General features: G+C 64.4%; 24 protein-coding genes. 13 read left to right on the forward strand and 11 right to left on the reverse strand.

Annotation, left to right across the window (positions count from 1 at the left end; all coding sequences use genetic code 11):
• Window positions 1-45 precede the first annotated feature (45 nt).
• Together xylB and M1E10_RS21940 are read right to left on the reverse strand one after the other, a co-directional pair.
• Entirely contained in the window at window positions 46-1,500 is a 1,455-nt protein-coding gene (xylB, locus tag M1E10_RS21935; RefSeq protein WP_499174889.1) for a xylulokinase, read from the reverse strand.
• 19 nt (window positions 1,501-1,519) lie between these two features.
• Window positions 1,520-2,545 (reverse strand): LacI family DNA-binding transcriptional regulator, encoded by a 1,026-nt coding sequence (locus tag M1E10_RS21940; protein ID WP_499174890.1) that lies wholly within the window; start codon window positions 2,543-2,545, stop codon window positions 1,520-1,522.
• Between the two features lie 155 nt (window positions 2,546-2,700).
• Here M1E10_RS21940 and M1E10_RS21945 point away from each other — a divergent pair, with 155 nt between their 5' ends.
• The 4 genes from M1E10_RS21945 (at window position 2,701) to lysS (ending at window position 8,674) form a co-directional block, all read left to right on the forward strand.
• A complete protein-coding gene (locus tag M1E10_RS21945; RefSeq protein ID WP_499174891.1) occupies window positions 2,701-3,447 on the forward strand; it encodes a TerC family protein in 747 nt (248 codons plus the stop codon).
• 143 nt (window positions 3,448-3,590) lie between these two features.
• The gene (locus tag M1E10_RS21950) at window positions 3,591-5,363 is read left to right on the forward strand and encodes an SLC13 family permease (protein ID WP_499174892.1); all 1,773 of its coding nucleotides are present in this window, start codon (window positions 3,591-3,593) and stop codon (window positions 5,361-5,363) included.
• Window positions 5,364-5,473: 110 nt separating this feature from the next.
• Window positions 5,474-6,931, forward strand: a complete 1,458-nt coding sequence (gene gltX / locus M1E10_RS21955; RefSeq protein ID WP_499174893.1) for a glutamate--tRNA ligase — start codon at window positions 5,474-5,476, stop codon at window positions 6,929-6,931.
• 246 nt (window positions 6,932-7,177) lie between these two features.
• Window positions 7,178-8,674, forward strand: a complete 1,497-nt coding sequence (gene lysS, locus M1E10_RS21960; protein WP_499174894.1) for a lysine--tRNA ligase — start codon at window positions 7,178-7,180, stop codon at window positions 8,672-8,674.
• A gap of 42 nt (window positions 8,675-8,716) precedes the next feature.
• On the opposite strand, the gene M1E10_RS21965 is transcribed toward lysS, so the two are convergent.
• Window positions 8,717-9,118, reverse strand: a complete 402-nt coding sequence (locus M1E10_RS21965; protein ID WP_499174895.1) for a winged helix-turn-helix transcriptional regulator — start codon at window positions 9,116-9,118, stop codon at window positions 8,717-8,719.
• A 71-nt stretch (window positions 9,119-9,189) separates the two neighbouring features.
• On the opposite strand from M1E10_RS21965, the gene M1E10_RS21970 reads away from it, so the two are divergent.
• Window positions 9,190-10,002, forward strand: a complete 813-nt coding sequence (locus M1E10_RS21970; protein WP_499174896.1) for a Rossmann-fold NAD(P)-binding domain-containing protein — start codon at window positions 9,190-9,192, stop codon at window positions 10,000-10,002.
• Window positions 10,003-10,025: 23 nt separating this feature from the next.
• Here M1E10_RS21970 and M1E10_RS21975 read toward each other — a convergent pair whose 3' ends face one another.
• Window positions 10,026-11,513, reverse strand: coding sequence for a hypothetical protein (locus M1E10_RS21975; RefSeq protein WP_499174897.1), 1,488 nt, complete (start codon window positions 11,511-11,513; stop codon window positions 10,026-10,028).
• A gap of 203 nt (window positions 11,514-11,716) precedes the next feature.
• Here M1E10_RS21975 and M1E10_RS21980 point away from each other — a divergent pair, with 203 nt between their 5' ends.
• Genes M1E10_RS21980 through M1E10_RS21995 form a run of 4 tightly spaced genes read left to right on the forward strand, consistent with a single transcriptional unit; the run spans window position 11,717 to window position 15,186 of the window.
• On the forward strand, window positions 11,717-12,613 hold the full coding sequence (locus tag M1E10_RS21980; protein ID WP_499174898.1) for a metal ABC transporter substrate-binding protein: 897 nt from the start codon (window positions 11,717-11,719) through the stop codon (window positions 12,611-12,613).
• The gene (locus tag M1E10_RS21985; RefSeq protein WP_499174899.1) at window positions 12,610-13,506 is read left to right on the forward strand and encodes a manganese/iron ABC transporter ATP-binding protein; all 897 of its coding nucleotides are present in this window, start codon (window positions 12,610-12,612) and stop codon (window positions 13,504-13,506) included. The genes M1E10_RS21980 and M1E10_RS21985 overlap by 4 nt, the downstream gene beginning before the upstream one ends.
• Window positions 13,487-14,347 carry a metal ABC transporter permease gene (locus M1E10_RS21990; RefSeq protein WP_499174900.1) on the forward strand — a complete coding sequence of 287 codons (861 nt, stop codon included), beginning with the start codon at window positions 13,487-13,489 and terminating at the stop codon, window positions 14,345-14,347. Before M1E10_RS21985 ends, M1E10_RS21990 begins: the two co-directional genes overlap by 20 nt.
• Window positions 14,344-15,186 (forward strand): metal ABC transporter permease, encoded by an 843-nt coding sequence (locus M1E10_RS21995; protein ID WP_499174901.1) that lies wholly within the window; start codon window positions 14,344-14,346, stop codon window positions 15,184-15,186. Before M1E10_RS21990 ends, M1E10_RS21995 begins: the two co-directional genes overlap by 4 nt.
• Window positions 15,187-15,254: 68 nt before the next feature.
• Here M1E10_RS21995 and tal read toward each other — a convergent pair whose 3' ends face one another.
• On the reverse strand, window positions 15,255-16,214 hold the full coding sequence (gene tal, locus M1E10_RS22000; protein ID WP_499174902.1) for a transaldolase: 960 nt from the start codon (window positions 16,212-16,214) through the stop codon (window positions 15,255-15,257).
• Window positions 16,215-16,392: 178 nt separating this feature from the next.
• Here tal and M1E10_RS22005 point away from each other — a divergent pair, with 178 nt between their 5' ends.
• The 3 genes from M1E10_RS22005 (at window position 16,393) to M1E10_RS22015 (ending at window position 18,072) form a co-directional block, all read left to right on the forward strand.
• Window positions 16,393-17,382, forward strand: coding sequence for a sugar-binding transcriptional regulator (locus tag M1E10_RS22005; RefSeq protein WP_499174903.1), 990 nt, complete (start codon window positions 16,393-16,395; stop codon window positions 17,380-17,382).
• A gap of 125 nt (window positions 17,383-17,507) precedes the next feature.
• A complete protein-coding gene (locus tag M1E10_RS22010) occupies window positions 17,508-17,810 on the forward strand; it encodes a BrnT family toxin (RefSeq protein WP_499174904.1) in 303 nt (100 codons plus the stop codon).
• Window positions 17,794-18,072 (forward strand): BrnA antitoxin family protein, encoded by a 279-nt coding sequence (locus tag M1E10_RS22015; protein WP_499174905.1) that lies wholly within the window; start codon window positions 17,794-17,796, stop codon window positions 18,070-18,072. Before M1E10_RS22010 ends, M1E10_RS22015 begins: the two co-directional genes overlap by 17 nt.
• Before the next feature lie 72 nt (window positions 18,073-18,144).
• On the opposite strand, the gene M1E10_RS22020 is transcribed toward M1E10_RS22015, so the two are convergent.
• The 4 genes from M1E10_RS22020 to M1E10_RS22035 form a co-directional block, all read right to left on the reverse strand.
• Window positions 18,145-18,522, reverse strand: coding sequence for a type II toxin-antitoxin system RelE/ParE family toxin (locus M1E10_RS22020; RefSeq protein WP_499174906.1), 378 nt, complete (start codon window positions 18,520-18,522; stop codon window positions 18,145-18,147).
• Entirely contained in the window at window positions 18,515-18,820 is a 306-nt protein-coding gene (locus M1E10_RS22025) for a ribbon-helix-helix domain-containing protein (protein ID WP_499174907.1), read from the reverse strand. Before M1E10_RS22025 ends, M1E10_RS22020 begins: the two co-directional genes overlap by 8 nt.
• A 75-nt stretch (window positions 18,821-18,895) precedes the next feature.
• Window positions 18,896-19,777 (reverse strand): methylated-DNA--[protein]-cysteine S-methyltransferase, encoded by an 882-nt coding sequence (locus M1E10_RS22030; protein ID WP_499174908.1) that lies wholly within the window; start codon window positions 19,775-19,777, stop codon window positions 18,896-18,898.
• A gap of 66 nt (window positions 19,778-19,843) precedes the next feature.
• Entirely contained in the window at window positions 19,844-20,320 is a 477-nt protein-coding gene (locus M1E10_RS22035) for a DUF2244 domain-containing protein (protein WP_499177266.1), read from the reverse strand.
• Window positions 20,321-20,363: 43 nt separating this feature from the next.
• Between M1E10_RS22035 and nth the strand changes: the two genes are divergently transcribed.
• Window positions 20,364-21,143 carry an endonuclease III domain-containing protein gene (gene nth, locus M1E10_RS22040; RefSeq protein ID WP_499174909.1) on the forward strand — a complete coding sequence of 260 codons (780 nt, stop codon included), beginning with the start codon at window positions 20,364-20,366 and terminating at the stop codon, window positions 21,141-21,143.
• A gap of 1 nt (window position 21,144) precedes the next feature.
• On the opposite strand, the gene recQ is transcribed toward nth, so the two are convergent.
• Together recQ and M1E10_RS22050 are read right to left on the reverse strand one after the other, a co-directional pair.
• The gene (recQ, locus tag M1E10_RS22045; protein ID WP_499174910.1) at window positions 21,145-23,004 is read right to left on the reverse strand and encodes a RecQ family ATP-dependent DNA helicase; all 1,860 of its coding nucleotides are present in this window, start codon (window positions 23,002-23,004) and stop codon (window positions 21,145-21,147) included.
• 86 nt (window positions 23,005-23,090) lie between these two features.
• Complete coding sequence (locus M1E10_RS22050) at window positions 23,091-23,837, reverse strand: sulfate transporter family protein (RefSeq protein WP_499174911.1); 747 nt, start codon at window positions 23,835-23,837, stop codon at window positions 23,091-23,093.
• Window positions 23,838-23,852 lie beyond the last annotated feature (15 nt).

Below are 23,852 nucleotides of genomic sequence, written 5' to 3' on the forward strand. Positions count from 1 at the left end.
ATCGGGGAGAAGGTGCCGGCAGGCGGATGAGGGGGTGCCCGGCCATCACCCCATCAGCGACCGCACCGCCGGATAGGCCGCGCGGTAGCGGGCATAGGCATCCTCGTAAGCCGCCGACAGTGCCGCCACCGGCTCGATCGTCGCCTCCGTCCGGGGCGCCGAGCAGACGGCGAGCGGATCGGCGCCGGTCGCGGCGATCAGCCCGAGCCGCGCCGCGCCGAAGGCCGCGCCGAAATCGCCGTCCGCCGGGATGTCCACCGGCACACCGAGCGCCGTGGCAATCGAGGCGAGCCAGTAGCGCGAGCGCGAGCCGCCGCCGATGGCGGTGACGCGGGAAATCGAGGTACCGGCGGATTTCAGCGCCTCGAGATTGTCGCGGATCGCGAAGGTGACGCCCTCCATCACCGCCTGGGTGAGCACAGCGCGGCTCGATTCATGGCCAAGGCCGATGAAGGCGCCGCGGATCTGCGCGTCGTTGTGCGGCGTCCGCTCGCCCGACAGGTAGGGAAGGAATGTGACACCGGTCGGCGCCTTGAGCTCGTCGCCGAGTTCGCCGGTCAGCTCGGCCGCCGATTTGCCGGTCACATGCGCATGCCAGTTCAGCGCATCGGTCGCCGACAGGATGACGCCCATCTGGTGCCAGGTGTTCGGCAGCGCATGGCAGAAGGCATGCACGGCGCTTTCCGGCTTCGGCAGATAGGAGCCATTGGCGGCAAACAGCACACCGGAGGTGCCGAGAGAGACGAAGGCATGGCCTTCGGCAACCGTGCCCATGCCGCAGGCCGACGCCGCATTGTCACCGGCACCGCCGGCCACCACGACGCCCTCGCCCATGCCCCAGTTGTAGGACAGTTCGGCGCGCAGCGTGCCGCCCTGTTCCGTGCCCTCGACGAGCGACGGCATCTGGCTTTCGGAGAGATCCGTTGCCGACAGAAGCTCGGTCGACCATTTGCGCGCGCCGGTGTCGAGCCAGGAGGTGCCGGCCGAGTCGGACATCTCGGAGATATGCTCGCCGGTCAGCCACAGGCGCAGGTAATCCTTCGGCAGCAGCACCTTCGCGACCCTGGCGAAGATCTCCGGCTCGTTGTTCTTCACCCAGACGAGCTTGGGCGCCGTGAAGCCGGGGAAGACGATATTGCCGGTGATGGCGCGAAAGCGCGGATCGGCATCGAGCTTAGCTGCCTCTTTGTAGGAGCGCGTGTCGTTCCAGAGGATGCAGGGCCGCAGCACCTTGTCATCCTTGTCGATCAGCGTTGCGCCATGCATGTGGCCGGAGAGGCCGATGCCCTTGACCGCCGCCATCTCCGCCGGAAACTTGTCCCTCAGCGTACCAACCGCCTCTTGGGTGGCGCGGATCCAGTCCGCGGGGTCCTGCTCCGACCAGCCGGAGTGGGGACGCGAGACGTCGAGCGCGCCATTCCCCGAGCCGATGATCCTCTGCTCACCGTCGATCAGCATCGCCTTGACGCCTGACGTTCCGAGATCGAGACCGAGATACATGTCGTTCCTTTCCGTGCCCTCAGGGCAGATTGTCCTTCAAGAATATGTCGATGCGGATCCGCTCCTGGGCGGCCAGTACCGGCAGGCCGTCGGCCTTGGCCTTCAAGACGCGGATGGCGCTGCGAACCTCGTGACCAGGATCCTGGTTCAGAACCGCATCGATGAGATCGCCCTGCAGCGCCTCGCGTGTCGATGCCGTCAGTTCATGGGTGATGACCACCGGCCGGCGCGCCACATCCCGCTCCTTCAGCACCCGGATGAGGCCGCGGTTGCCGGCGCCGAGACTGTAGATGCCGCAGATGTCGGGATAACGGCGCAGCGCCTCGCGGATCATCTTTTCGACCAGCGCCGGATCGTCGCGCGCCTCGATGACGGGCAGGATCGCCACGCGCGGAAAATCCTCGCCCAGCACCGACAGAAACCCCTCCAGCCGTTCCCGGTGGTCGCGCACCAGCATGGAGCCCGCAAGGATCGCCACCCGGCCATCGACCTTGGCGAGAAAGCGCCCCATCAGATTGGCGGCGGTACGGCCGGCGGCGCTGTTGTCGATCCCCGCATAATGGTCGCGGCTCGACGCGCCGAGGTCCGAGACGAGCGTGACGACGGCGATGCCGGCCTCCGTCAGACGCTCGACCGCCGCGCGAACCTCGGGTGCATCGACGGCGACGAGCGCCACGCCATCGGGCCCCTGGGCTCGAATTTCGTCCAGGGCCGCCACCAGCGATGCGGCATCGAAGGCCGGGACTTCCACGATCTCGATCCGCGACCGCTCCAGCGCCGAGAGCCGGATTGCATCCTGCACCTCTTCGCGAAGCCGGATCATGAAGGAATTGTCGTTGGCGGGCAGCACAAAGCAGAAGCTGTAGGTACGGCCTTTGGCGAGGTTGGCGGCGGCCAGATCCCGCACATAGCCAAGATCGACGATCGCCTGGGCGACTTTCTCGCGGGTCACGGAACGCACGCCCGGCCGGCCGTTGAGAACACGATCGACCGTGGCAAGGCTGACGCCCGCCGAACGCGCGATATCATGGACTGTAGGCTTCATGCGTCCTCCCGCGGATGTGTTAGACCAATTTTTGAGGTACGTAAATCAGAAATCGTCCTTCGCAATTGCAAGCAACGGCACTTGCCTTCCTTTACGGTTCACCTAAATCTGCGCCACCGCAGCGAACATTTGACCGCTGCCTTGAGGGGACAAAGATGCAGGGAATATTCGCGCTTTTTCAGGATCCGGCCGCCTGGGTGGCGCTTCTCACACTTCTCGTGATGGAGGTGGTTCTCGGGATCGACAACCTGATCTTTATTTCGATCCTCTCCAACAAGCTCCCGGTCGAGCAAAGAGAAAGGGCGCGCCGGATCGGCATCGGTCTTGCGCTGGTCCTGCGGCTCGGCCTGCTGGGAACCGTCGCCTGGATCGTGCAACTGACCAACCCGATCTTCACGATCTTCGGCAACGAGTTCTCCTGGAAGGACCTGATCCTGATTGCAGGCGGTCTCTTCCTGGTCTGGAAAGCGACGAAGGAAATCCATCACACCGTCGACCCGGTCGACCACAAGGAAGACATCGTCGGCGCCGCCGCGATTTCCTTCGGCGCGGTCATCGGACAGATCCTGGTCCTCGACCTCGTCTTCTCCATCGACAGCATCATCACCGCGGTCGGCATGACGCCACATGTGCCGATCATGATCGTCGCCGTGATCGCCGCCGTCACCGTCATGCTGCTCGCGGCCAATCCGCTCGCCAATTTCATCGCCAAGAACCCGACCATCGTCATGCTGGCGCTCGGCTTCCTGCTGATGATCGGCACCACGCTGATTGCCGAGGGCATGGGCTTCCATGTGCCCAAGGGCTATATCTACGCGGCCATGGCCTTTTCCGCTCTGGTCGAGGTGCTCAACATGTTTGCCCGGAGCCGAAAGAAGAAATCCGGCACCTCCGTTCACTGACGGACACGTCGAAAATGGCCCGCCCAAAGCGGGCCATTTTATTGTCCGGGCTACGGCACCTTTTCGCGGCGGCCACGTTGTGCAACTCTCCCAGCGCAGGCGCGCGGTGAAGCAGGACCGCTTCACGTTTCTTCCGGGGTCATATGACAACAGAACAGATCTACGCCTTTACCATCATCGGTGTGATGATGGCCGTCTTCATCTGGGACCGGTTTCGCTATGACATGGTCGCCTGCTGCGCATTGATCGCGGCCGTGGCGGTGGGCATAGTCCCCTTCGACGACGCGTTTTCCGGCTTTTCGGACGACATCGTCATCATCGTCGGCAGCGCCCTGGTGGTCAGCGCCGCAGTCGCCCGATCCGGCATCGTCGACATCGCCATCAAGAAATTTTTCCCCAACCTCACCTCGATCCGGACGCAGCTGGCGCTGCTGATGATCGTCGTTGCGGTGCTCTCGGCCTTCATCAAGAACATCGGCGCGCTAGCAATCATGATGCCGGTCGCCTTCCAGTTCTCCAAGCGCTCCGGAATTTCGCCTTCCAAATACCTGATGCCGATGGCCTTCTCCGCGCTTCTGGGCGGACTGATGACTCAGATCGGCACCTCCCCTAACATCGTCGTCTCGCAGCTGAGGGCCGATCTCACCGGCACGCCCTTCACCATGTTCGACTTCACGCCCGTTGGCGCCATTCTGACCCTGGTCGGCATCATCTTCCTGCTGTTCTTCCACTGGCTGGTGCCGTCGCGGACCCGGCAGAACACCTCGCTGGAGGAGGCGGTCGAGATCGCCAACTACACCTCGGAAGCAACCGTCTCGGCCCAGTCCAACGTGGTCGGACGACCGCTTGGCGAACTGCTGAAGCGGGGAGACGGCGAGGTCATCGCGACCGCCATCCTGCGGGGCACGACGCGCATGTCGCCCTTTCCGGACCTCAACCTGCGCGAGAACGACACGATCATCCTGGAAGGCCGGTCAGCGGCCATCGACCGGGTCGTCTCGGGCGCCAAGCTGCAGCTGTCCGGCAAGCCGCTGAAGGGGCGTGGGCAGCAGCTCGACGACCTGATTTCGATAGAGGCGATCATCTCGCGGGAATCGCCCCTCTCCGGCCTGTCTGCGCGGGAGTTGGCTCTCTCCTACACCCGCGGCGTCAATCTCCTGGCGGTCAGCCGGCGCGGTCAGCGGCTCAGCGAGCGCCTGCGCGACCTGACGTTGATGGCCGGCGATGTCATCGTTCTGCAAGGCAACCGCAACGCGCTTCCCGGGGTCATGCAGGACTTCGCGCTGCTGCCGCTGGCCCAGCGCGAAGTCATGCTCGGGACCAAGCGCAAGGCCTTCATCCCGCTCGTCATCCTGGCGGCGGCGATGATTTCGACAGCACTGGGCTGGGTCCCCGTCGCCATAGCCTTCTTCGCAGCAGCGCTCGGCATGGCCGTTTTCCGCGCAATCCCGCTGACCGACCTCTACAAAGCGGTCGACGGACCGATCCTCATCATGCTGGCGGCCCTGATCCCCGTCGCCGATACGCTGCGGACCTCCGGGGCAAGCGAGCTGATCGCCAGCGCGCTTGGCGATTTGGCGACCGGCATGCCGCCCTGGGCAGCGCTGACGCTGATCCTGATCGCCGCCATGGGCGTCACGCCCTTCCTCAACAATGCGGCGACCGTGCTGGTCATGGGGCCTATCGCAGCAAGCTTCGCCACGACGCTGGAATATCGCCCGGAGGCCTTCCTGATGGCGGTGGCGATCGGCGCCGGCTCCGATTTCCTGACGCCGGTCGGCCACCAGTGCAACACGCTGGTCATGGGCCCGGGCGGTTACAAGTTCAGCGATTATCCGCGACTTGGCCTGCCGCTCTCCTTCATCATCGTGCTGGTCAGCGTGCCGACGCTTCTCTGGGTGTGGCCGGTGAGCTAGCCGGCCGCCGGCCCGACAGTCTTGACGCTCGGCGCTGAATATGCGCTAAGGCCTGCTATCCCGAGACACGCAGGTCAGCGCCACTGAAGGCGCCAAATCGAGCATTATCCATGAGCACTTCCGGCCCCCGCGTCCGCATCGCCCCCTCGCCGACCGGCGAGCCGCATGTCGGCACCGTCTACATCGCGCTGTTCAACTACCTCTTCGCCAAGAAGATGGGCGGCGAGTTCATCCTGCGCATCGAGGACACCGACGCGACGCGCTCCACCCCGGAGTTTGAGCAGAAGGTGCTCGACGCGCTGAAGTGGACCGGCCTCAGCTGGGCAGAAGGTCCAGACGTCGGCGGTCCCTACGGACCCTACCGCCAGTCCGACCGCAAGGACATGTACCAGCCCTTCGCGCAGGAGCTTCTCGACAAGGGCCATGCCTTCCGCTGCTTCTGCACGCCCGAGCGGCTGGAGCAGATGCGCGAAGGTCAGCGTGCCGCCGGCAAGCCGCCGAAGTACGATGGTCTCTGCCTGCACCTGAAGGCGGAAGAAGTCACGTCCCGTATGGAGGCCGGCGAGCCTTCCGTCGTGCGCATGAAGATCCCGACCGAAGGGTCCTGCGACTTCACCGACGGCGTCTATGGCGAGGTTTCGATCCCGTGGGATTCGGTCGACATGCAGGTGCTGATGAAGGCCGACGGCATGCCGACCTATCACATGGCCAATGTCATCGACGACCATCTGATGAAGATCACCCACGTCGCGCGCGGCGAGGAATGGCTGGCCTCGGTGCCCAAGCACATCCTGCTCTACCGCTACTTCGGCTGGGAGCAGCCGGTGTTCATGCACCTGTCGCTGATGCGCAATGCCGACAAGTCGAAGCTGTCGAAGCGCAAGAACCCGACCTCGATCTCCTACTACTCGGCGCTCGGCTATCTGCCGGAAGCACTGATGAACTTCCTCGGCCTGTTCTTCATCCAGATCGCCGAGGGCGAGGAGCTTCTCGACATGGAAGCGCTGACGCAGCAGTTCGACCCCGACAACCTCTCCAAGGCCGGCGCCATCTTCGACATCCAGAAGCTCGACTGGCTGAACGGCCGCTGGCTGCGCGAGAAGCTGACGCCGGAGGAATTCATTGCCCGCACGCTCGAATGGGCGTCGGAAAACCAGCGCCTGACCGAAGGCCTGAAGCTGTCGCAGAGCCGCATCTCCAAGCTCGGCGAACTGCCGCAGCTGGCGGGCTTCCTGCTGGCCAGCGACGTCGGCCTGACGCCCGCGTCGTTCTCGGGCCTGAAGACCACGCCTGAAGAGACGCTGGAAATCATCAACACGGTTCAGGCGGACCTGGAGAAGATCCTCGAGTGGACCGTCGAGGCGATCGATCAGGAACTGCGCGCAGTGGCCGACAAGCTCGGCAAGAAGCTGCGCGTCGTCACCCCGCCGCTCTTCGTGGCCATGTCCGGCTCCTCGCGCTCGCTGCCGCTGTTTGACTCGATGGCGCTGCTGGGCCGTTCCGTCGTGCGCCAGCGGCTGAAGATTGCGGCAACGGTGGTGGCGTCCATGGTGGGCGCTGAGAAGTGATTGTTGGATGCTGCCTCTGAGGGCAGCATCCTGAAATACCCCCCTCTGTCCTGCCGGACATCTCCCCCTCAAGGGGGGAGATTGACCCGAGGAAACGCCGTCGCCCCGAGCACCAACAAGTGCTGAGGATAAGACATTAGCGAGAGGGGAACAGAATGCTCCATCCGATCTCCCCCCTTGAGGGGGAGATGCCCGGCAGGGCAGAGGGGGGTAACCGCAACGACGATGGCCCTTAAGGCGAACACGATGACCGACCAGAAGACCGAAACCGCCCTCTCCTCCGACGTCACGCAAGTCCGTGCCCAGAAACTTGCGCTGCTGCGCGACAAGGTCGGCGACGTCTATCCGGCGCATTTCCACCGGACCATGACCAATGCCGAGCTCGCGGAGAAATACGCAGGGCTTGAGGACGACGTCGAGACGCAGGATGTGGTGACGGTTGCCGGCCGCATCTTCTCGGCGCGCAATTCGGGCATGTTCATCGATCTGCGCGATGCCTCGGGCAAGATCCAGATCTTTTCCCACAAGGACACGACGCCGGAAGAAGCACGCGAGCTGCTGCCGTTGATCGACCTCGGCGACATCATCGGCGTCACCGGCATTGTGCGCCGCACCAAGCGCGGCGAACTGACGATCAACGCGCAAGAGATCACCATGCTGACCAAGGCGCTCCTGCCGATGCCGGAGAAGTACCACGGTCTCTCCGACATCGAGCTGCGCTACCGCAAGCGCCATCTCGACATCCTGACGAACGAGGATTCCAAGCTGCGCTTCCAGCAGCGCTCGAAGATCGTCTCCGGCATCCGCCGCTTCATGGAGAACGACGGCTTCATGGAAGTCGAGACGCCGATGCTGCATTCCGTCTACGGCGGCGCTACGGCAGAGCCCTTCAAGACGCACCACAACACGCTGAAGCTCGACATGTACCTGCGCATCGCGCCGGAACTGTTCCTGAAGCGGACGCTGGTGTCGGGTCTCTCCGACAAGGTCTTCGAGATCAACCGCAACTTCCGCAACGAAGGCGTCTCCACACGGCACAATCCCGAATTCACGATGATGGAGTGCTACTGGGCCTATGCCGACTACGAGGACATCATGGACCTCGTGGAACGCCTCTATGCCGAGCTTGCCATGTCCATCCACGGCAAGACCGAGTTCATGTACGGCGAGACGGAGATCTCCTTCAAGGGACCCTTCCGCCGCGTCCCCATGCCCGACGCCGTCAAGGAGGCGACCGGCATCGACTTCCTGGCGATGAAGACCGACGAGGAAGCCCGTGACGCCGCCAAGGCTGCCGGCTTCGCGGTCGAGAAGGACTGGACCTGGGGCGAGTGCCTCGCCTTCATCTTCGAGGAGAAGGTCGAGGCGACGCTGATCCAGCCGGCCCATGTGACGCATTTCCCGAAGGACATCTCGCCGTTTGCCAAGGAAGTCCCCGGCGAGCCGCGCCTGGTGGAGCGCTTCGAGACCTATTGCAACACCTGGGAGATCGGCAACGCCTTCTCCGAGCTGAACGATCCGGAAGAGCAGCGCGCCCGCATGGTCGAGCAGCTGGAACAAGCCCATGCGCGCGGCGAGAAGGAAAAGCAGCTCGACGAGGAGTTCCTCGATGCCATCGACCAGGGCATGCCCCCGGCCGGCGGCCTCGGCATCGGAGTCGACCGCCTGATCATGCTCCTGACCAACGCCCCCTCGATCCGCGACGTCATCCTCTTCCCGGCTCGCCGCGGCAAGGCGGACTGACAGGCTGGAACCTCACCGCTGCCGCTCCCGCGGCGGCGGCATCTAGTCCCTCGGTTGCCGGTCGAAATCCTGCTGCGCCAAACGGATGCCGTCCTTGTGCAACCGCGACCAGTCGACCAGATGCGTGACCATCCCTGCAAAGCTCTGCCCGCTTGCCGTCAGCGTGTAGGTCACCGATGGCGGATTGGTGGGCTCCACCGTGCGGCTGAGGAAACCGTCCCGTTCCAGCCGGCGCAGCGTCAGCGTCAGCATCCGCTGGGTAACGCCAGTGAGCGAACGCTCGATCTCCCGATAGCGGCGCGGACCACCTGCCAGTTCGGCAACCGTCATCACCGTCCACTTCTCGCCGAGGCGATCGAGGATCAGTCGCAGGCCGCAATCCTCGTGATCTGGCGTGCCGCAGGGCTCCAGTGTCTGTTCTGAAAAATCATGTCCAGCGAACATCGATGTGCCTCCTTACGCCCGGCTGTAGGCCGCAATAGGTAGATGTGCCCCCAAGCAAGAGGACACAAGACATGATACTGATCACCGGAGGCTCCGGCCACCTCTCCACGCTTATTTCGCAGAAGGCTGCAGCGGCGGGACTGAATTTCGTCACCGGCAGCCGGCAGGTAGCCGACGGACAGCCGGCACAGCGAAGGATCGATTTCGACGATCCAGGCTCCCTCGATTTCAGCGGCGTCGGGACATTGTTGCTCGTCTCCGCCGGCTATGCGGAAGACGACGTCGTCACCGAACGGCATGGCGCGGTCATCGCCGCGGCAGAACGCCAGGGCGTCCGCCATGTCGTCTATACCAGCCTCACCGGCACCGGAGACCACCTCGGCTTCGCGCTGGCACATCGGTGGACCGAGCGGCGCCTGCAAGAGAGCGGGATGGCATGGACCATCCTGCGAAACGGGCTCTACGCCGAACTGATCGGCAGCCTTGCGGCGCCCGTGGACGGCGTCATCCACGCGCCCTTCGGCAGCGCGCCGATTTCGGCCGTGGCGCGCGAGGATCTCGCCGATGCCGCAGTGGCGGTGCTTGCGGATCCTGCCTCGCATGCCGGAGCCATCTACGAACTGGCCGGCGCGGACGACTTCACGATCGCCGATCTGGCGCGGGAACTGGGTGTCGACTATCTAGCGGAGAGCCTTAGCGCGGCGCGGCAGCGCCTGACGGTCCCGCCCCTGCTGCCGTTTCAGCCGGCCATGTTGATGTCGATCTATTCCGTATCGGCGGCAGGTTTTCTGAAGGCCGAGGCAAGCGATCTGCGGCGGCTGATCCCGGACGAACCCCGCAACACCCTGCGCCTCGCGGCAGCAGCGGCACGAGCCGCTGGCTGACGCACTCCGCTTACCCGCCAAGATCAATGCGTCGCGGCGGGCGCGGCGGGCTTCCTGCGGTGTTTCTCCGGGTCGTCCTCCTCGGCGACGACCGGTGCATGCGATGCTTCGGCATGTTGCACGCTCTCGCCGTCGTCCCTTGCCTCGGTCGCCGAATGATCTTCGCCAGCTACGGGCGGATGGGCCTCGTCCTGCGGGTGTGACGCGGCGGCGGGACTATCGCCCGCGGGCGTCAGCGGCTGGGCACGCATCTTGGCAAGCCAGGCGGCACCATGCTCGTCGGCCTTTGCCGGCGGCGCATCCTCGGCGTGAGCTTCCGCCTTCGGCTCCGCGTGAGCGGGCTCGGCCGCTGGTGCGGCATGAGCAGCCTCCGCTGCTGCCGGCGCATCCTCATGCGCGGGGGTGGCGGCTTCGATTTTTTCCTCTTCCCCGGTCTCGCCAAGACCGACCACGCCCTTGACGGTCGCAAGCCAGCCTTTGTCCTCGACGGGAGCCACCGCCTCGGCGGGATGGGCGGCGACGCTCTCTTTCGAAGGTTCGCTCCCATGGGCTGCAGCAGCCGCTGCGGCCGCATGGTCGGCGGCGTCCTGCTTGCCAGAGGCGTCGTGGCCCGGGGCAGGTTCGTCTTCGGCGGGTGGTTCGTGGCCGGATCCGGCAGCGGCTTCATGGGCTTGGCCCTCTCCGCCACCCAGGCCGACCATGCCCATCAGGGACGCCATCCAGCCGGTCTTCTCATCGCCGTCGTGCTCGGCGACAGGTGTTTCCGCGCCATGCGCATCGGCGGCGGGCTCGGCACCATGGCCGTCTGCGCCAGCATCGCCCTTGCCATGGCCGTCGGCGTCGGGCGTTTCGCTTTCGCCGTGGTCGGACGGCGCATCGTGGCCCTTGGTTTCGCCATGCCCGGCGGGCGCACCATGACCTCCCGCGGCGTCTTCGCCTTCGACGACCGGGTCGATGCAATCCGCGTCATCGGTCAGGCGTGTCGAGAGATGCTCGGCATCCTCCAGGGGAAGATCGATCCGCAGGCCCCAGAAGTCGCCGCTGCCATCCGCCAACCCGTCGACGTAGTAGGCCTTGATCGGCTGAGTTGACGCCCCCTCCGGCGCCTTGGCAGGGTCGGGAATGTAGACGACCTGCGCGCCGATGGCGCGTCCGCGCATCTTCGAGCGTTCGGTCGGACCCGCCGTGTCCAGCACGGTTACCTGAACGAGATCGGAATGCTCCGTCTCCTGGACCTTGCGGGCAACCCGCAGCGCCGTCTTCAGGCGCGAGATGCCATCGCCCGGCTCGTCGGTCGTCACATACTTGCGGATCCAGAAGCGATCCGCCTTCTTGATCTTGACCGTGGCAACGGTTGTACAGCCGAGTCCGTTGATGGACGCGTAGGAAGGCCCCAGCAGCCGTTCGGTGCCGATGAAAACCGCGGCCGCGCCGCTCCCGCCGCCCAGGATGGTCACGCCGCCGATGATCAGAAGAAGTGTCCGCGACAGCCGGATCTTGAAACCCTTCACGCACCAAACTCCGACATGCCTACCCCACTTCACGCAGTACTTGATGGAATGCAGAGTTCACCCTCGCACAGTCTCCTTTAGGAACTTTTAAGGTCTGGCGCTTGCCACTTCCGATCCTCTTTTGCGAATGATTTGCAGTAGCGTTGACAGATGGCATTTTGCCACTAAGTTAGATTGCGAATGAATTGCAACAAGGATCCGTCATGGCGGTATTTCTCACGAGGCTGGGCATTCTAATCGCTGCGGCAATGCTTGCCTTCCCCGGCGCAACACTGGCGCAGGAGAAGCCGAAGGTGGTCACCACCTTCACCATCATCGCCGACATGGCCCGCAACGTCGCCGGCGATCTGGCCGAGGTCGAAAGCATCACCAAGCCCGGCGCCGAGATCCACAACTACCAGCCGACGCCCCGCGACATCCTGCGCGCCCGCGACGCGGACCTTGTCTTGCGCAACGGTCTGAACCTGGAGCTCTGGTTCGAGAAATTCCTCGCCAACCTCGGCGACATCCCGAGCGTCACGGTGTCCGATCGCGTCCAGCCCATGGCAATCGCCGGCGGCTCCTATGAGGGCAAGCCGAACCCGCACGCCTGGATGTCGCCGGAGAACGCCATCCTCTACGTCGACAACATCCGCAAGGGGCTGAGCGAGATCGATCCCGCCAATGCGGCAGCCTATGAAGCGAACGCCAAGGCCTATGCCGACAGGATCCGCGCCGAGATTGATCCGATCCGGACCAAGCTCGCGGATCTGCCGGAGGAAAAGCGCTGGCTGGTGACGAGCGAAGGCGCCTTCTCCTATCTCGCCCGCGATTTCGGCCTCAAGGAGCTCTATCTCTGGCCGGTCAACGCCGACAGCCAGGGCACGCCACAGCAGGTCCGCTCCGTCATCGATGCCATTCGGGAACACAACATAGAGGTGATCTTCAGCGAGAGCACCGTCTCCGCCGATCCGGCCGAGCAGGTGGCGCGCGAGACGGGTGCCCGCTACGGCGGCGTCCTCTATGTCGACTCCCTCAGCGAGGACGGCGGGCCGGTTCCCACCTATCTCGACCTTCTTGCCGTCACCGCCAGCACGATCGCGGCAGGGCTGGCCGGATGATCATGGGAAAAGTGAAGAAGGCCGCGGACGGCCTCGTCGTCAACGACATCACGGTCGCCTATCGTAACGGCATGACGGCCCTGCGGCATGCAAGCTTCCAGGTGCCGAAGGGAACCATCACCGGCCTCGTCGGCGTCAACGGCGCCGGCAAGTCGACGCTCTTCAAGGCGATCATGGGCTTCGTGCCGCTGACGGAAGGCTCCGTCGAAATCCTCGGCATGCCGGCGCGCGAGGCGCTGCGCCGGAACCTGGTGGCCTATGTGCCGCAGGCCGAGGAGGTCGACTGGAATTTCCCGGTGCTGGTCGAGGACGTCGTGATGATGGGCCGCTACGGCCACATGAACTTCCTGCGCATTCCCTCCCGCCGCGACCACGAGATGGTGGCGCAGGCGCTGGAACGGGTGAGCATGACGGAGTTCCGCAAGCGCCAGATCGGCGAGCTCTCCGGCGGCCAGCGCAAGCGGGTCTTCCTGGCCCGGGCACTCGCGCAGGAAGGCCAGATCATCCTGCTCGACGAACCCTTCACCGGCGTCGACGTGACGACCGAGGAGCAGATCGTCGAGCTTCTGCGCAGCCTTCGCGACGAAGGCCGGGTGATGCTGGTTTCCACCCACAATCTCGGCAGCGTTCCCGATTTCTGCGACCGCACCGTCTTCGTCAAGGGCACCGTGATCGCCTATGGCAAGACGGAGGACACCTTCAACGAGGAGAACCTCGAGAAGGCCTTCGGTGGAGTGCTGCGCCATTTCGTTCTGGGCGGCCCGGACCTGCACGATGACGAGGATGCCCGCCACGTGCGTGTCATCACCGACGACGAGCGGCCCTATGTGACCTACGGCAACGGCAGTCGCAAGAAGAAGGAGCCGGCAGCGGATGCTCCAGACGCTTCTTGAACCCTTCACCTACGGCTACATGCTGAACGCGATCTGGGTCAGCGCGCTCGTCGGTGGCGTCTGCGGCTTCCTTTCCGCCTACCTGATGCTGAAGGGCTGGTCGCTGATCGGCGACGCCCTCTCCCACTCGATCGTGCCAGGCGTTGCGGGCGCCTATATGCTGGGCCTCCCCTTCGCGCTCGGTGCCTTCGTCTCCGGCGGGCTGGCCGCCGGTGCCATGCTGTTTCTCAACCAGCGCACCCGGCTGAAGGAGGATGCCATCATCGGCCTGATCTTCACCTCCTTCTTCGGGCTTGGCCTGTTCATGGTGTCGCTGTCGCCGACCTCGGTGAACATCCAGACCATCGTGCTCGGCAATATCCTCGCCATCACGCCGAGCGACACGCTGCAGCTGGTCATCATCGGCGGCGTCAGCCTGGTGATCCTGACGCTCAAGTGGAAGGACCTGATGGTCGCCTTCTTCGACGAGAACCATGCCCGTTCGATCGGCCTGAAGCCCGACCTCCTGAAGGTGCTGTTCTTCACGCTGCTGGCCGCCTCCACGGTCGCCGCCCTGCAGACGGTCGGCGCCTTTCTGGTCGTCGCCATGGTCGTGACGCCGGGCGCCACCGGCTATCTGCTGACCGACCGCTTCGGCCGCGTCATCGTCCTCGGCCTGCTGATCGGGGCGGGAACGAGCTTCGTCGGGGCCTATCTGAGCTACTTCCTCGACGGCGCCACCGGCGGCATTATCGTCGTGCTGCAGACGCTGATCTTCCTCTTAGCCTTCGTGTTTGCGCCCAAGCACGGCATGCTGGCGGCCCGCCGGCGCCTGCAGCGGACGCTGGAGGAGACCGCATGAACGAGACCCTGCAACTGCTGATCCTGCCGTTCCAGATCGACTTCATGCAGCGCGCCTTTCTGGTGACCCTGATGATCGCGGCACCGATGGCGATCCTCTCCTGCTTCCTCGTCCTGAAGGGCTGGTCGCTGATGGGCGACGCCGTCTCTCACGCCGTCTTCCCCGGCATCGTGCTGGCCTACATCCTGTCGATTCCGCTCGCCGTCGGCGCTTTCGCCGCCGGCATGTTCTGTGCGCTCGCGGCCGGCTTCCTCAAGGAAAACAGCCGCATCAAGGAAGACACGGTGCTCGGCATCGTCTTTTCCGGCATGTTCGGGCTGGGCCTCGTTCTCTACGTGAAGGTGCAGAGCGATGTGCATCTCGACCACATCCTGTTCGGTGACATGCTCGGCATACTGCCGCGCGATCTCCTGGAAACGGGGCTGATCGCGCTGGCAAGCCTTGCCTTCCTGGTTGCCCTGCGCAAGGACCTCCTGCTGCACGCCTTCGACGAACAGCACGCCAAGGCGATCGGGCTGCCGACGCGGCTTCTGCACTACGGTCTGCTGGCGGTCCTGTCGCTGACGGTGGTGGGCGCACTGAAGGCCGTCGGCATCATCCTCGCCATCGCCATGGTCGTCGCTCCCGGCGCCATCGCTTTCCTGCTGACGAAACGGTTCAAGAGCATGCTGCTCGTCGCCATTGCCGTCGCACTCGGCTCGAGCCTGACCGGCATCTACGCGAGCTTCCTCATCGACAGCGCACCCGCCCCGACGATCGTGCTCGTGATGACGGCGATCTTCATTCTCGCGTTCGTCAGGACGATGATGTCGAACCGGGGCAAGCCTGCCGCCGCCTGACACCCCTCGCCTGAATGAAAAAACGGCCCGCCGAGGCGAGCCGTTTCGATGTGAGTCCGTCAGACAGATCAGGCCGCAGCCAGTTCCTTCTTCACCATCTCGCGCAGGCCGAGAAGGTCCTTGGCGAAGGAGCGGATGCCTTCCGACAGCTTCTCGGTCGCCATGGCGTCTTCGTTCAGCATCCAGCGGAACTTCTTCTCGTCGATCGGGAAGAAGGCATCCTCGGTGATGTTGTCGGGCGAGAGCTTGCGCTCCAGCGTGCCCTGATCCTTGTCCAGCTCGTCGAGCAGCGCCGGGCTGATCGTCAGGCGGTCGCAGCCGGCGAGCGCTTCGATTTCGCCGACGTTGCGGAAGGAGGCGCCCATGACGATCGTCTCGATGCCGTTGGCCTTGTAGTAGTTGTAGATATCGCGCACCGAAACGACGCCCGGATCGGTTTCCGAGGTGTATTCCTGACCCGTCGACTTCTTGTACCAGTCGAGAATGCGTCCGACGAAGGGCGAGATCAGGAAGGCCTTGGCATCGGCGCAGGCAATCGCCTGGGCCTTGGAGAAGAGCAGCGTCAGGTTGCAGTCGATGCCTTCGGTCTGCAGTACTTCCGCCGCCTTGATGCCTTCCCAGGTGGAGGCAAGCTTGATCAGGATACGCTCGCGCTCGATGCCGCGTTCCTTGTAGGCGGTGATGATGCCATGCGCTTTGGCGATCGAAGCCTCGGTGTCGAAGGAGAGATCGGCGTCGACTTCCGTCGAGACGCGGCCCGGAACGATATTGGCAAGAGCAGCCCCCACGGAGATCGCCAGGCGGTCTGCCACCGCCGCGACCACGGCGTCGGAGCCGCCGTTCTGCGACTTGCCCCAGGTGATCGCTTCCTTGACGGCATCGGCAAACATCGGCGTGCCGAGTGCCTTCAGCACGATCGTCGGGTTGGTGGTGCAATCCACCGGCTTCAGCCGCGCAACCGCCTCGATGTCACCGGTATCGGCAACGACCGTGGTCATGGAACGGAGCTGTTCGAGTTTGGACGTCATCCCGGCATATCCCTTGGACAGAGGTGGTGAATGGACGGCGACACCGCCTGTTCTCGGGGCGCGCGTCTGGCATCGACTATCATCAGCCGAACATGGCGAAGTCAAGACATTTGCGCAATTGGATCGACATAAGTATCATGTCGTACACTCTACGAGTTCACGCATTGCTGGAGCCCCCTTGGCCAAACTCAGACGCGAAACCCATCCCGGGATATCTGACGCCGCATCGCTGCGACTGCGCGCCGCCTGGCTCTACTACAACCAGGGCCTGACGCAGAAGGATGTCGCCGATCGGCTGGGCGTGAGCCGGTCGACGGTGATCCGCATGCTGGACGAGGCGATGAAGCGCGCCGAGGTGCAGATCTGGATCAATGCCGGCGTCGACGACTGCCTGTCGCTCGCCACCCAGTTGGAACAGGCCTATGGCTTGGACGAGGCGATCGTCGTGCCCGAGACGAGGGACGCGGGCGCCGAGGCCCTGGCCAGTGCCGTCGGACTGGCGCTCGGCCAGTTCCTCTCCGAAGTGATCCAGGACGACATGACGATCGGGGTCGGCTGGGGCCGGACCATGACGGCGTCGCTGGCGAGCTTCCGCCCGCCGCGGCGGCAGGGCTGCAAGGTGGTCTCGCTGCTCGGCGGCATCGTCGCCGTCCACCAGACAAACCCGATCGACTACACCTGGCGGCTGGCCAGCCAGTTCGGTGCCGAATGCTACATGTTCCTGGCGCCGCTGCTGGTGGATTCGGTGAAGACGAAACGGGCGTTGATCGAGGAATGCGGCCTGAAGGCGATCTATGAGCTGGCCGAGAAGATGGACCTTGCGGTCGTCAGCTGCGGTGACATCGGCCCGCAGTCGACCTCGCTGTCGGAGGGTTTTATCTCCAAGACGGAACTCGACGAGCTCATCGCCGCCGGCTGCGTCTGCGACACCATGTTCAACTTCCTCGATGCCGAGGGCCGCTCCGTCCGCCATTCGATCAACGAGCGGGTGATGTCGGTCGACCTCGATACGCTGAAAAAGGCCAGGCACATCGTCCTCTCCTCCGGCGGCGCCCACCGGGCCGTCGCCATCCGCGCCACCATCCGCCGCATCGGCTGCAACACGCTGATCACCGACGAGAGCGCTGCACGGGAGCTGGTAGCGATGGCGCAGGCGCAACTGCTGTAACGTCAGTCTTCGTCGATGAAGCTGGGCAGATCCTTCGCGGTTCCAAGCGAGGCGCTTCCAGAGCGTTCATTGACTGCTTTTGCGCTCCGTCTTGAACTGAATGTATATTATGGCAATATACAACAATGATCGACTGGGAACGGATCGTCGGATTTGAGTGGGATGAAGGCAACGCCCGCAAGAACGCCGAGAAGCACGAAGTCAGCCAGAGCGAGGCCGAGCAGGTGTTCTTCAACGAGCCCCTGCTGATGATACCCGATCCCAGCCATAGTTTGAGCGAGCGGCGCATCCACGCGCTCGGCCGCACCGATGACGGAAGGTTGCTCCATATCACCTTCACGCTTCGGACAGACGACACGAAGATCCGGGTGATTTCGGCCCGGAACATGAGCCGGAAGGAGCGGAGTTACTATGAGCAGGAAGCCTAACCCCGTGCCGCATTTCAACACGGAAGCCGAAGAGCGGGCCTATTGGGAGCAGCATGACTCCACCGATCATATGGACTGGAGCAAGGCGGCGAAGGTGCGATTGCCGAACCTGAAGCCATCCTCCACCTCGATCTCGTTGCGCCTGCCCAATTCCCTGCTGGAACAGATCAAGGTTGCCGCCGGCAAGCGTGACGTGCCCTACCAGTCGTTGATCAAGATCTGGCTTGCCGAGAAGATCGATACGTCCGGCACCAAACGATAGCACCGCGGACCGGTGGAGGGCTGTGCGGGGCCGCGGCGTCTGTCGCCCGCAATCATGCCTGCTCGTGCTCACTTAGAGATCTCGGTCTTCACCGAAATCATCCGGCAGATGCCTCTGCTGATCCATCACCTCATGTAGAATGCGCCCCACGCCTACCGTGGTCGGCTGCAACTGACGGAACAGGATCAGGTGACGGGGGCGATGCACGATTCCAGTTTTATGACGTGCACGGTCGCGGCTATAGCGAAGATGGTAGCTCCATATGCCGAGACCAAGATCGATGCGTTCGATCGTCCCGTGGCGCCCCGGATCGGCCGCCAGGTCACGCAAGGCCGTGACGAGCAGCCACTCGTATCGAATGCGCGCCTCGCCGCCAAACTCTTCGTGGGTTCGCGCCAGAATTTCCCCGATATCGGCTTCGGCAGAGGACGAAAGGCGCAGGTCAGCCATTGTCCTTGTCCGCGGGCCTGCTGGCGCGGCCAGCCGCGGCAATGCCGAAATTGGCGATATATTCGCCTAGAGCATCTAGCGGGACGTCAGCAAACCGACCCTCTTCCAGATCGCTGAAACCTACCCGTGCTGCCTCGCGAATCGCTTCGAGCCTCGCTACATCCAGCTGCTCGCGCTGCTCGACAAGGCGGAGGCCTTCGCGCAGCACCTCACTGGCGTTCTGGTAACGGCCGGATTTTACCAACCGCTCGATTACATCCTGATGGTGGTCGGTCAGCACGACGTTCCGGGTGGGCATGATCGTGTCCTCGTCACTGGTGTGGGTCGAGGATACACCCGATGGCATATTCTGCCAACATGTTGAGACCTCACCTTACGCGTTGCCCGCTTCCCATCCCAGGATCGCCCGCTTGCGCGTCAGTCCCCAGTGATAGCCGGTCAGCGCGCCGCTCTTGCCGAGCGCCCGGTGGCAGGGCACCACGAAGGAGATCGGGTTGCGGCCGATGGCGGCGCCGACGGCGCGGCTGGCGGTGGGCTGACCGATGTCGCGGGCCACATGCGAATAGGTGACCGCCTTGCCGAAGGGGATCTTCAACAGGCTCTGCCAGACGCGCACCTGGAAGTCAGAGCCGATCAGCACGACCTTCAGCGGCTGTTCGGCAGACCAGAGCGACTTGTCGAAGATCCGCCGGATGTAGGGCGCCGTCATCTCGAGGTCCTCGACATAGGCCGCATTCGGCCAGCGGCAGGTCATGTCGTCCAGGCAGGCTTTCTCGCCACCGAAATCGGCGAAAGCGAGCCCTGCCAGTCCGCGCTCCGTCGCCATCACCAGCGCCACGCCGAAGGGCGACGGATGGAAGCCGTAGCGGATGGTGAGGCCACCGCCGCGCGCCTTCCATTCGCCGGGCGACATGGCCTCATGGGTGACGAAGAGATCGTGCAGCCGGCCGGGTCCCGACAAGCCGACCTCATAGGAGGTTTCCAAGAGCGGCAGGCCCTCGTGGCCGAGCAGCCGCTTCGCATGGTCCAGCGTCACGGCCTGCAGGAAGGCCTTGGGAGACAGGCCTGCCCAGCGGGTGAACACCTTCTGCAACTGAGTCGGCGACTGCCCGATCTCCGCGGCAATGCTTTCGAGCGACGGCTGTGCGCGGTAGTCGATGGTGATGAGCTCGATCACCCGGCGCACGGTCTCATAGTCGTCGCCTACGGGCGTCGCGTCGAATGCGGGTTCTGCGATCTGGGCAAATGCGTTCATCGCCGGTCTCCTTTGCCCGTACAATGCCCCCTCGCCTCTGTCCGGGCCACCCGTTTCTTGCGGGCCTCACAGTCTTTGGGTGACGGTCGCCAGCGCGCCGCGGAAGGCCTTGGCAAAGCTTTCCCGGTCGTCGGGGTTGAGGAAGGAGCCGATATCGGTCGAGCGCCCCTCGCCCGTCACATACATCGAAGTGATGCCGAACTCCTCGTGGCGGTTGACGCCGAAGCGGGCCCAGAAAGGGTTGAACCGATGCTCCACCACCCGGCCCGCCGGCGAGACCTTGCGGATTGACAGATTGGTGCGTGACACGGTGACCTCTTCCTTCGCGCGGCCCGAGCGGTAGCTGAGCCGCAGGGCGATGTAGAGCCCCAGGAAATCGAGGCCGAGGAAGAAGCCGATTGGCCAGGCGCCGGTCACCATGAAGAAGATGCCGTAGATCAGGCAGACGCCGCCCGACAGTGCCAGCACCACATGAAAGCCCCGGCGCCCGAGCGAGCGATAGGGGGTCAGCTCGGCCGCAAAGACCGTCGGATCCTCGGACATCTCCACGTTGCTTTCCTTCGCGTCGGCTGGCTATAGAAGCGATATGGCCATTCCAAAAAGCAAATCCAGCACAGCTGCTTCACAAAAGTCAAATGCGACGGGAAGCCGCGCCCGCCGGCATATCCGCAGCCGCTACTCCCAGGCTGAGATGGAGGAGATCTTCCGCCGGTTCTGTGTGCAGCGGCCGGAGCCGAAGGGCGAACTGGAGCATTCCAATCCCTTTACCCTGGTGGTCGCCGTGGCGCTGTCGGCCCAGGCGACCGACGCCGGCGTCAACAAGGCCACCCGGGAGCTGTTCAGGATCGCCGACACGCCGGAGAAGATGCTGGCGCTCGGCGAGGAGGGCGTCACGCAGCATATCCGCACGATCGGCCTCTACCGCAACAAGGCCAAGAACGTCATCGCCCTGTCGCGGAAGCTGATCGATGATTTCGGCGGCGAGGTGCCGAAGACGATCGAGGACCTGGTGACGCTGCCGGGCGTCGGTCGCAAGACCGCCAATGTGGTGATGTCCATGGCCTTCGGCATTCCCACGCTTGCCGTCGATACGCATGTCTTCCGCATCGGCAACCGCCTGCTGATGGCGCCGGGCAAGACGCCGGACGAGGTCGAGGAACGCTTCCTGAAGGTGATCCCGAAACAGTACCTCTTCCACGCCCACCACTGGTTGATCCTGCACGGGCGCTACACCTGCAAGGCGCGCAAGCCCGAATGCGAGCACTGCGTCATCGCCGATCTCTGCAAGTCGCCGGAAAAGACCTGCGATGTGCCGGCACCGCTGGTGGAACTGCCGCCGCAACGGATCGGCGAGACGGTCGTGTGAACTACCGCGTATGCGCCCGGATCACCTCCAGGAAATCGTCGCCGTAACGCTCAAGCTTGGACTGCCCGACGCCGGAGATGCCGAGCAGTTCTTCGGGACTGGTCGGCCGGTTGGTGGCGAAGGCGACGAGGGTCGTGTCCGGAAAGACCACGTACGGCGGCACGGAAAGCCCCTTGGCGATCTCCAGGCGCGTCTGGCGCAGGGCCTCGAAGAGCTCCATGTCGGCGCCCTCGAGCGATGACCGCGCGCTGGCCGCACCGGAAGACGCGCCGCGCGATGCCTTGGCGGACGTAGGCCGGTCCTTGCGGAACCGCACCTCGCGCTCGTGCCGGAAGACGGCGCGCGCCTCGGGGCCGAGCTTCAGCGCCCCGAAGGCTTCATGATCGACGGTGACGAGGCCCGCCGCCAGCAGCTGGCGGTAGACGGACTGCCAGGTCTTCGACGGCAGATCCTTGCCGGCGCCGAAGACCGGCATCTCGACGTGCCCGAAGCGGCTGGTCTTCTCGTTCTCGTTGCCGAGCAGCACATCGATCAGATGGCCCGTGCCGAAGCGCTCGCCCGTTCGATAGATGGCCGCCAGCGCCTTAATCGCCGCCTCGCTGCCGTCCCAGGTCTCGACCGGCTTCAGGCAGGTATCGCAATTGCCGCAGGCCCCCGGATGCGCCTCGCCGAAATGCGCAAGGATAGACTGGCGGCGGCAGCCGGGCGTTTCGCAGATGGCGAGCAGCGCATTGAGCTTGGAGCGCTCGACCCGCTTGATGTCCTCGCTCGACTGACCGCCGTCGATCATCCGCCCGCGCTGGATGACGTCGGCCATTCCATAGGCCATCCAGACGTCCGACGGCAGGCCGTCGCGGCCGGCACGCCCGGTTTCCTGATAGTAGGCTTCCACGGAGCCCGGCAGATCCAGATGGGCGACATAGCGCACGTTCGGCTTGTCGATACCCATGCCGAAGGCGACGGTGGCGACGAGGCAGAGATCCTCCTCCTTGAGAAAGGCATCCTGGTTGGCGTCGCGCACCGATCGATCCATGCCGGCATGATAGGCGAGCGCGCGGATGCCCTGCCCGTTCAGCCATTCGGCCGTCTCCTCCACCTTGGCGCGCGAAAGGCAGTAGACGATACCGCTCGATCCCTTGTGGCGCGAGAGAAAGCGCAAGAGCTGCTGGCGCGGCTGGTCGCGCTCGACGATCTCATAGGCGATGTTCGGCCGGTCGAAGGAGGTGGTGAACACCTCCGCCGAACGCAGCGCCAGCTTGTCGATGATGTCCTCGCGGGTATGCGGATCGGCGGTCGCCGTCAGCGCCATGCGCGGCACGCCGGGATACATCTCCGCGAGATGGCCAAGCTCGCGGTATTCGGGCCGGAAGTCGTGGCCCCATTGGGAGACGCAATGGGCCTCGTCGATGGCAAACAGCGCGATCTTCGTCGAGCGGATCATGTCCTTGAACCCGGCGGTCGTGATCCGCTCCGGCGTGACATAGAGAAGATCGAGGGTGCCGTCCGCAAGCGACCGGCGCACCTCCGCATATTCCTCCGGGGTGAGAGAGGAGTTCAGCGCCGCGGCCCGCACGCCAAGCTGCTTCAGCGCCTCCACCTGGTCGCGCATCAGCGCGATCAGCGGCGAGACGACGATGCCGACGCCCTCACGGGCAAGCGCCGGGATCTGGAAGCAGAGCGACTTGCCGGCGCCGGTGGGAAAGAGAACGACCGCATCGCCGCCGGCGACCACCCGCTCGATGACCGCCCCCTGCTTGCCCCGGAAAGCATCATAGCCGTAGACCCGCTTCAGGATCGCCCGTGGATCCTTCGGCTGCTCACCATCGAACAGCGCGGCGCTGATGTTACTGGAGTGCGGCATGATGCGGCTTTCGTGGGAGGATAAAGTCTCCCTCCCATACCGCATCCGGCCGGCTGAAGGGAGCCATTAGGGCTGCCTTCAACAGCTCATCCGCGCCTGGCGGCTGCCGTCGTCGCTGCACCGATCCGGAAGGCCGTGTCGCGCTGCGATATCAGCTTGTGGAGATGTACCATCAGCCCGGCCGCAAAGAGCGGGGTCAAGAGGTTGACGATCGGGATCGCCAGGAAGCCGGCGATCAGCAGTCCGGCGAGAAAGACGGTACCGCGATGCTTTGACCGGAAGGCGCGCGCCTCCGGCGGCGACCGGAAGCGCATGGCTGCGAATTCGAAGAACTCCCGCCCGAGAAGGTAGCCGTTGACGAGGAAGAAGGCGACGAGGTTGATGCCGGGAATGAAGAGCAGCAGCAGGGCGATGATGTTGCCGATGATGACGACGCCGAGGAACTTCAGCGAGCCGATGATCGCCTGGCCGAGCGGCATCGGCGTGCCTGGCACGTCCGTCGGGTAATCCCGCTTCTCCACCACCTCGGCGACGTCGTCGAGGAAGAGACCGGCGATCAGAGCCGTGATCGGCGCAATCAGCAGGGCGAGCAGCAGCGCCAGCCCGACGCCGGCCAGGATCGCGGCGATCAGCGTCAGCCAGCCGGCCCAGTCCGGCACATCCGGCAGGTAGACTGCAAACCAGGGCCAGATGACCGCGGCGAATGTCTGACGAAGCGCCAGCCACAGCCCGACGAGCACCAGGATGGTGAGCCCGAGAACCTTCCAGAAGACGGCGCGCGTCTCCGGGGCAAAGAGGTTGAGGAGCGAACGGCGGGCGGCTTCAATGATCATCGGCATCTCCTGCGG

It is taken from the genome of Rhizobium sp. PK7-22, assembly GCF_056530405.1.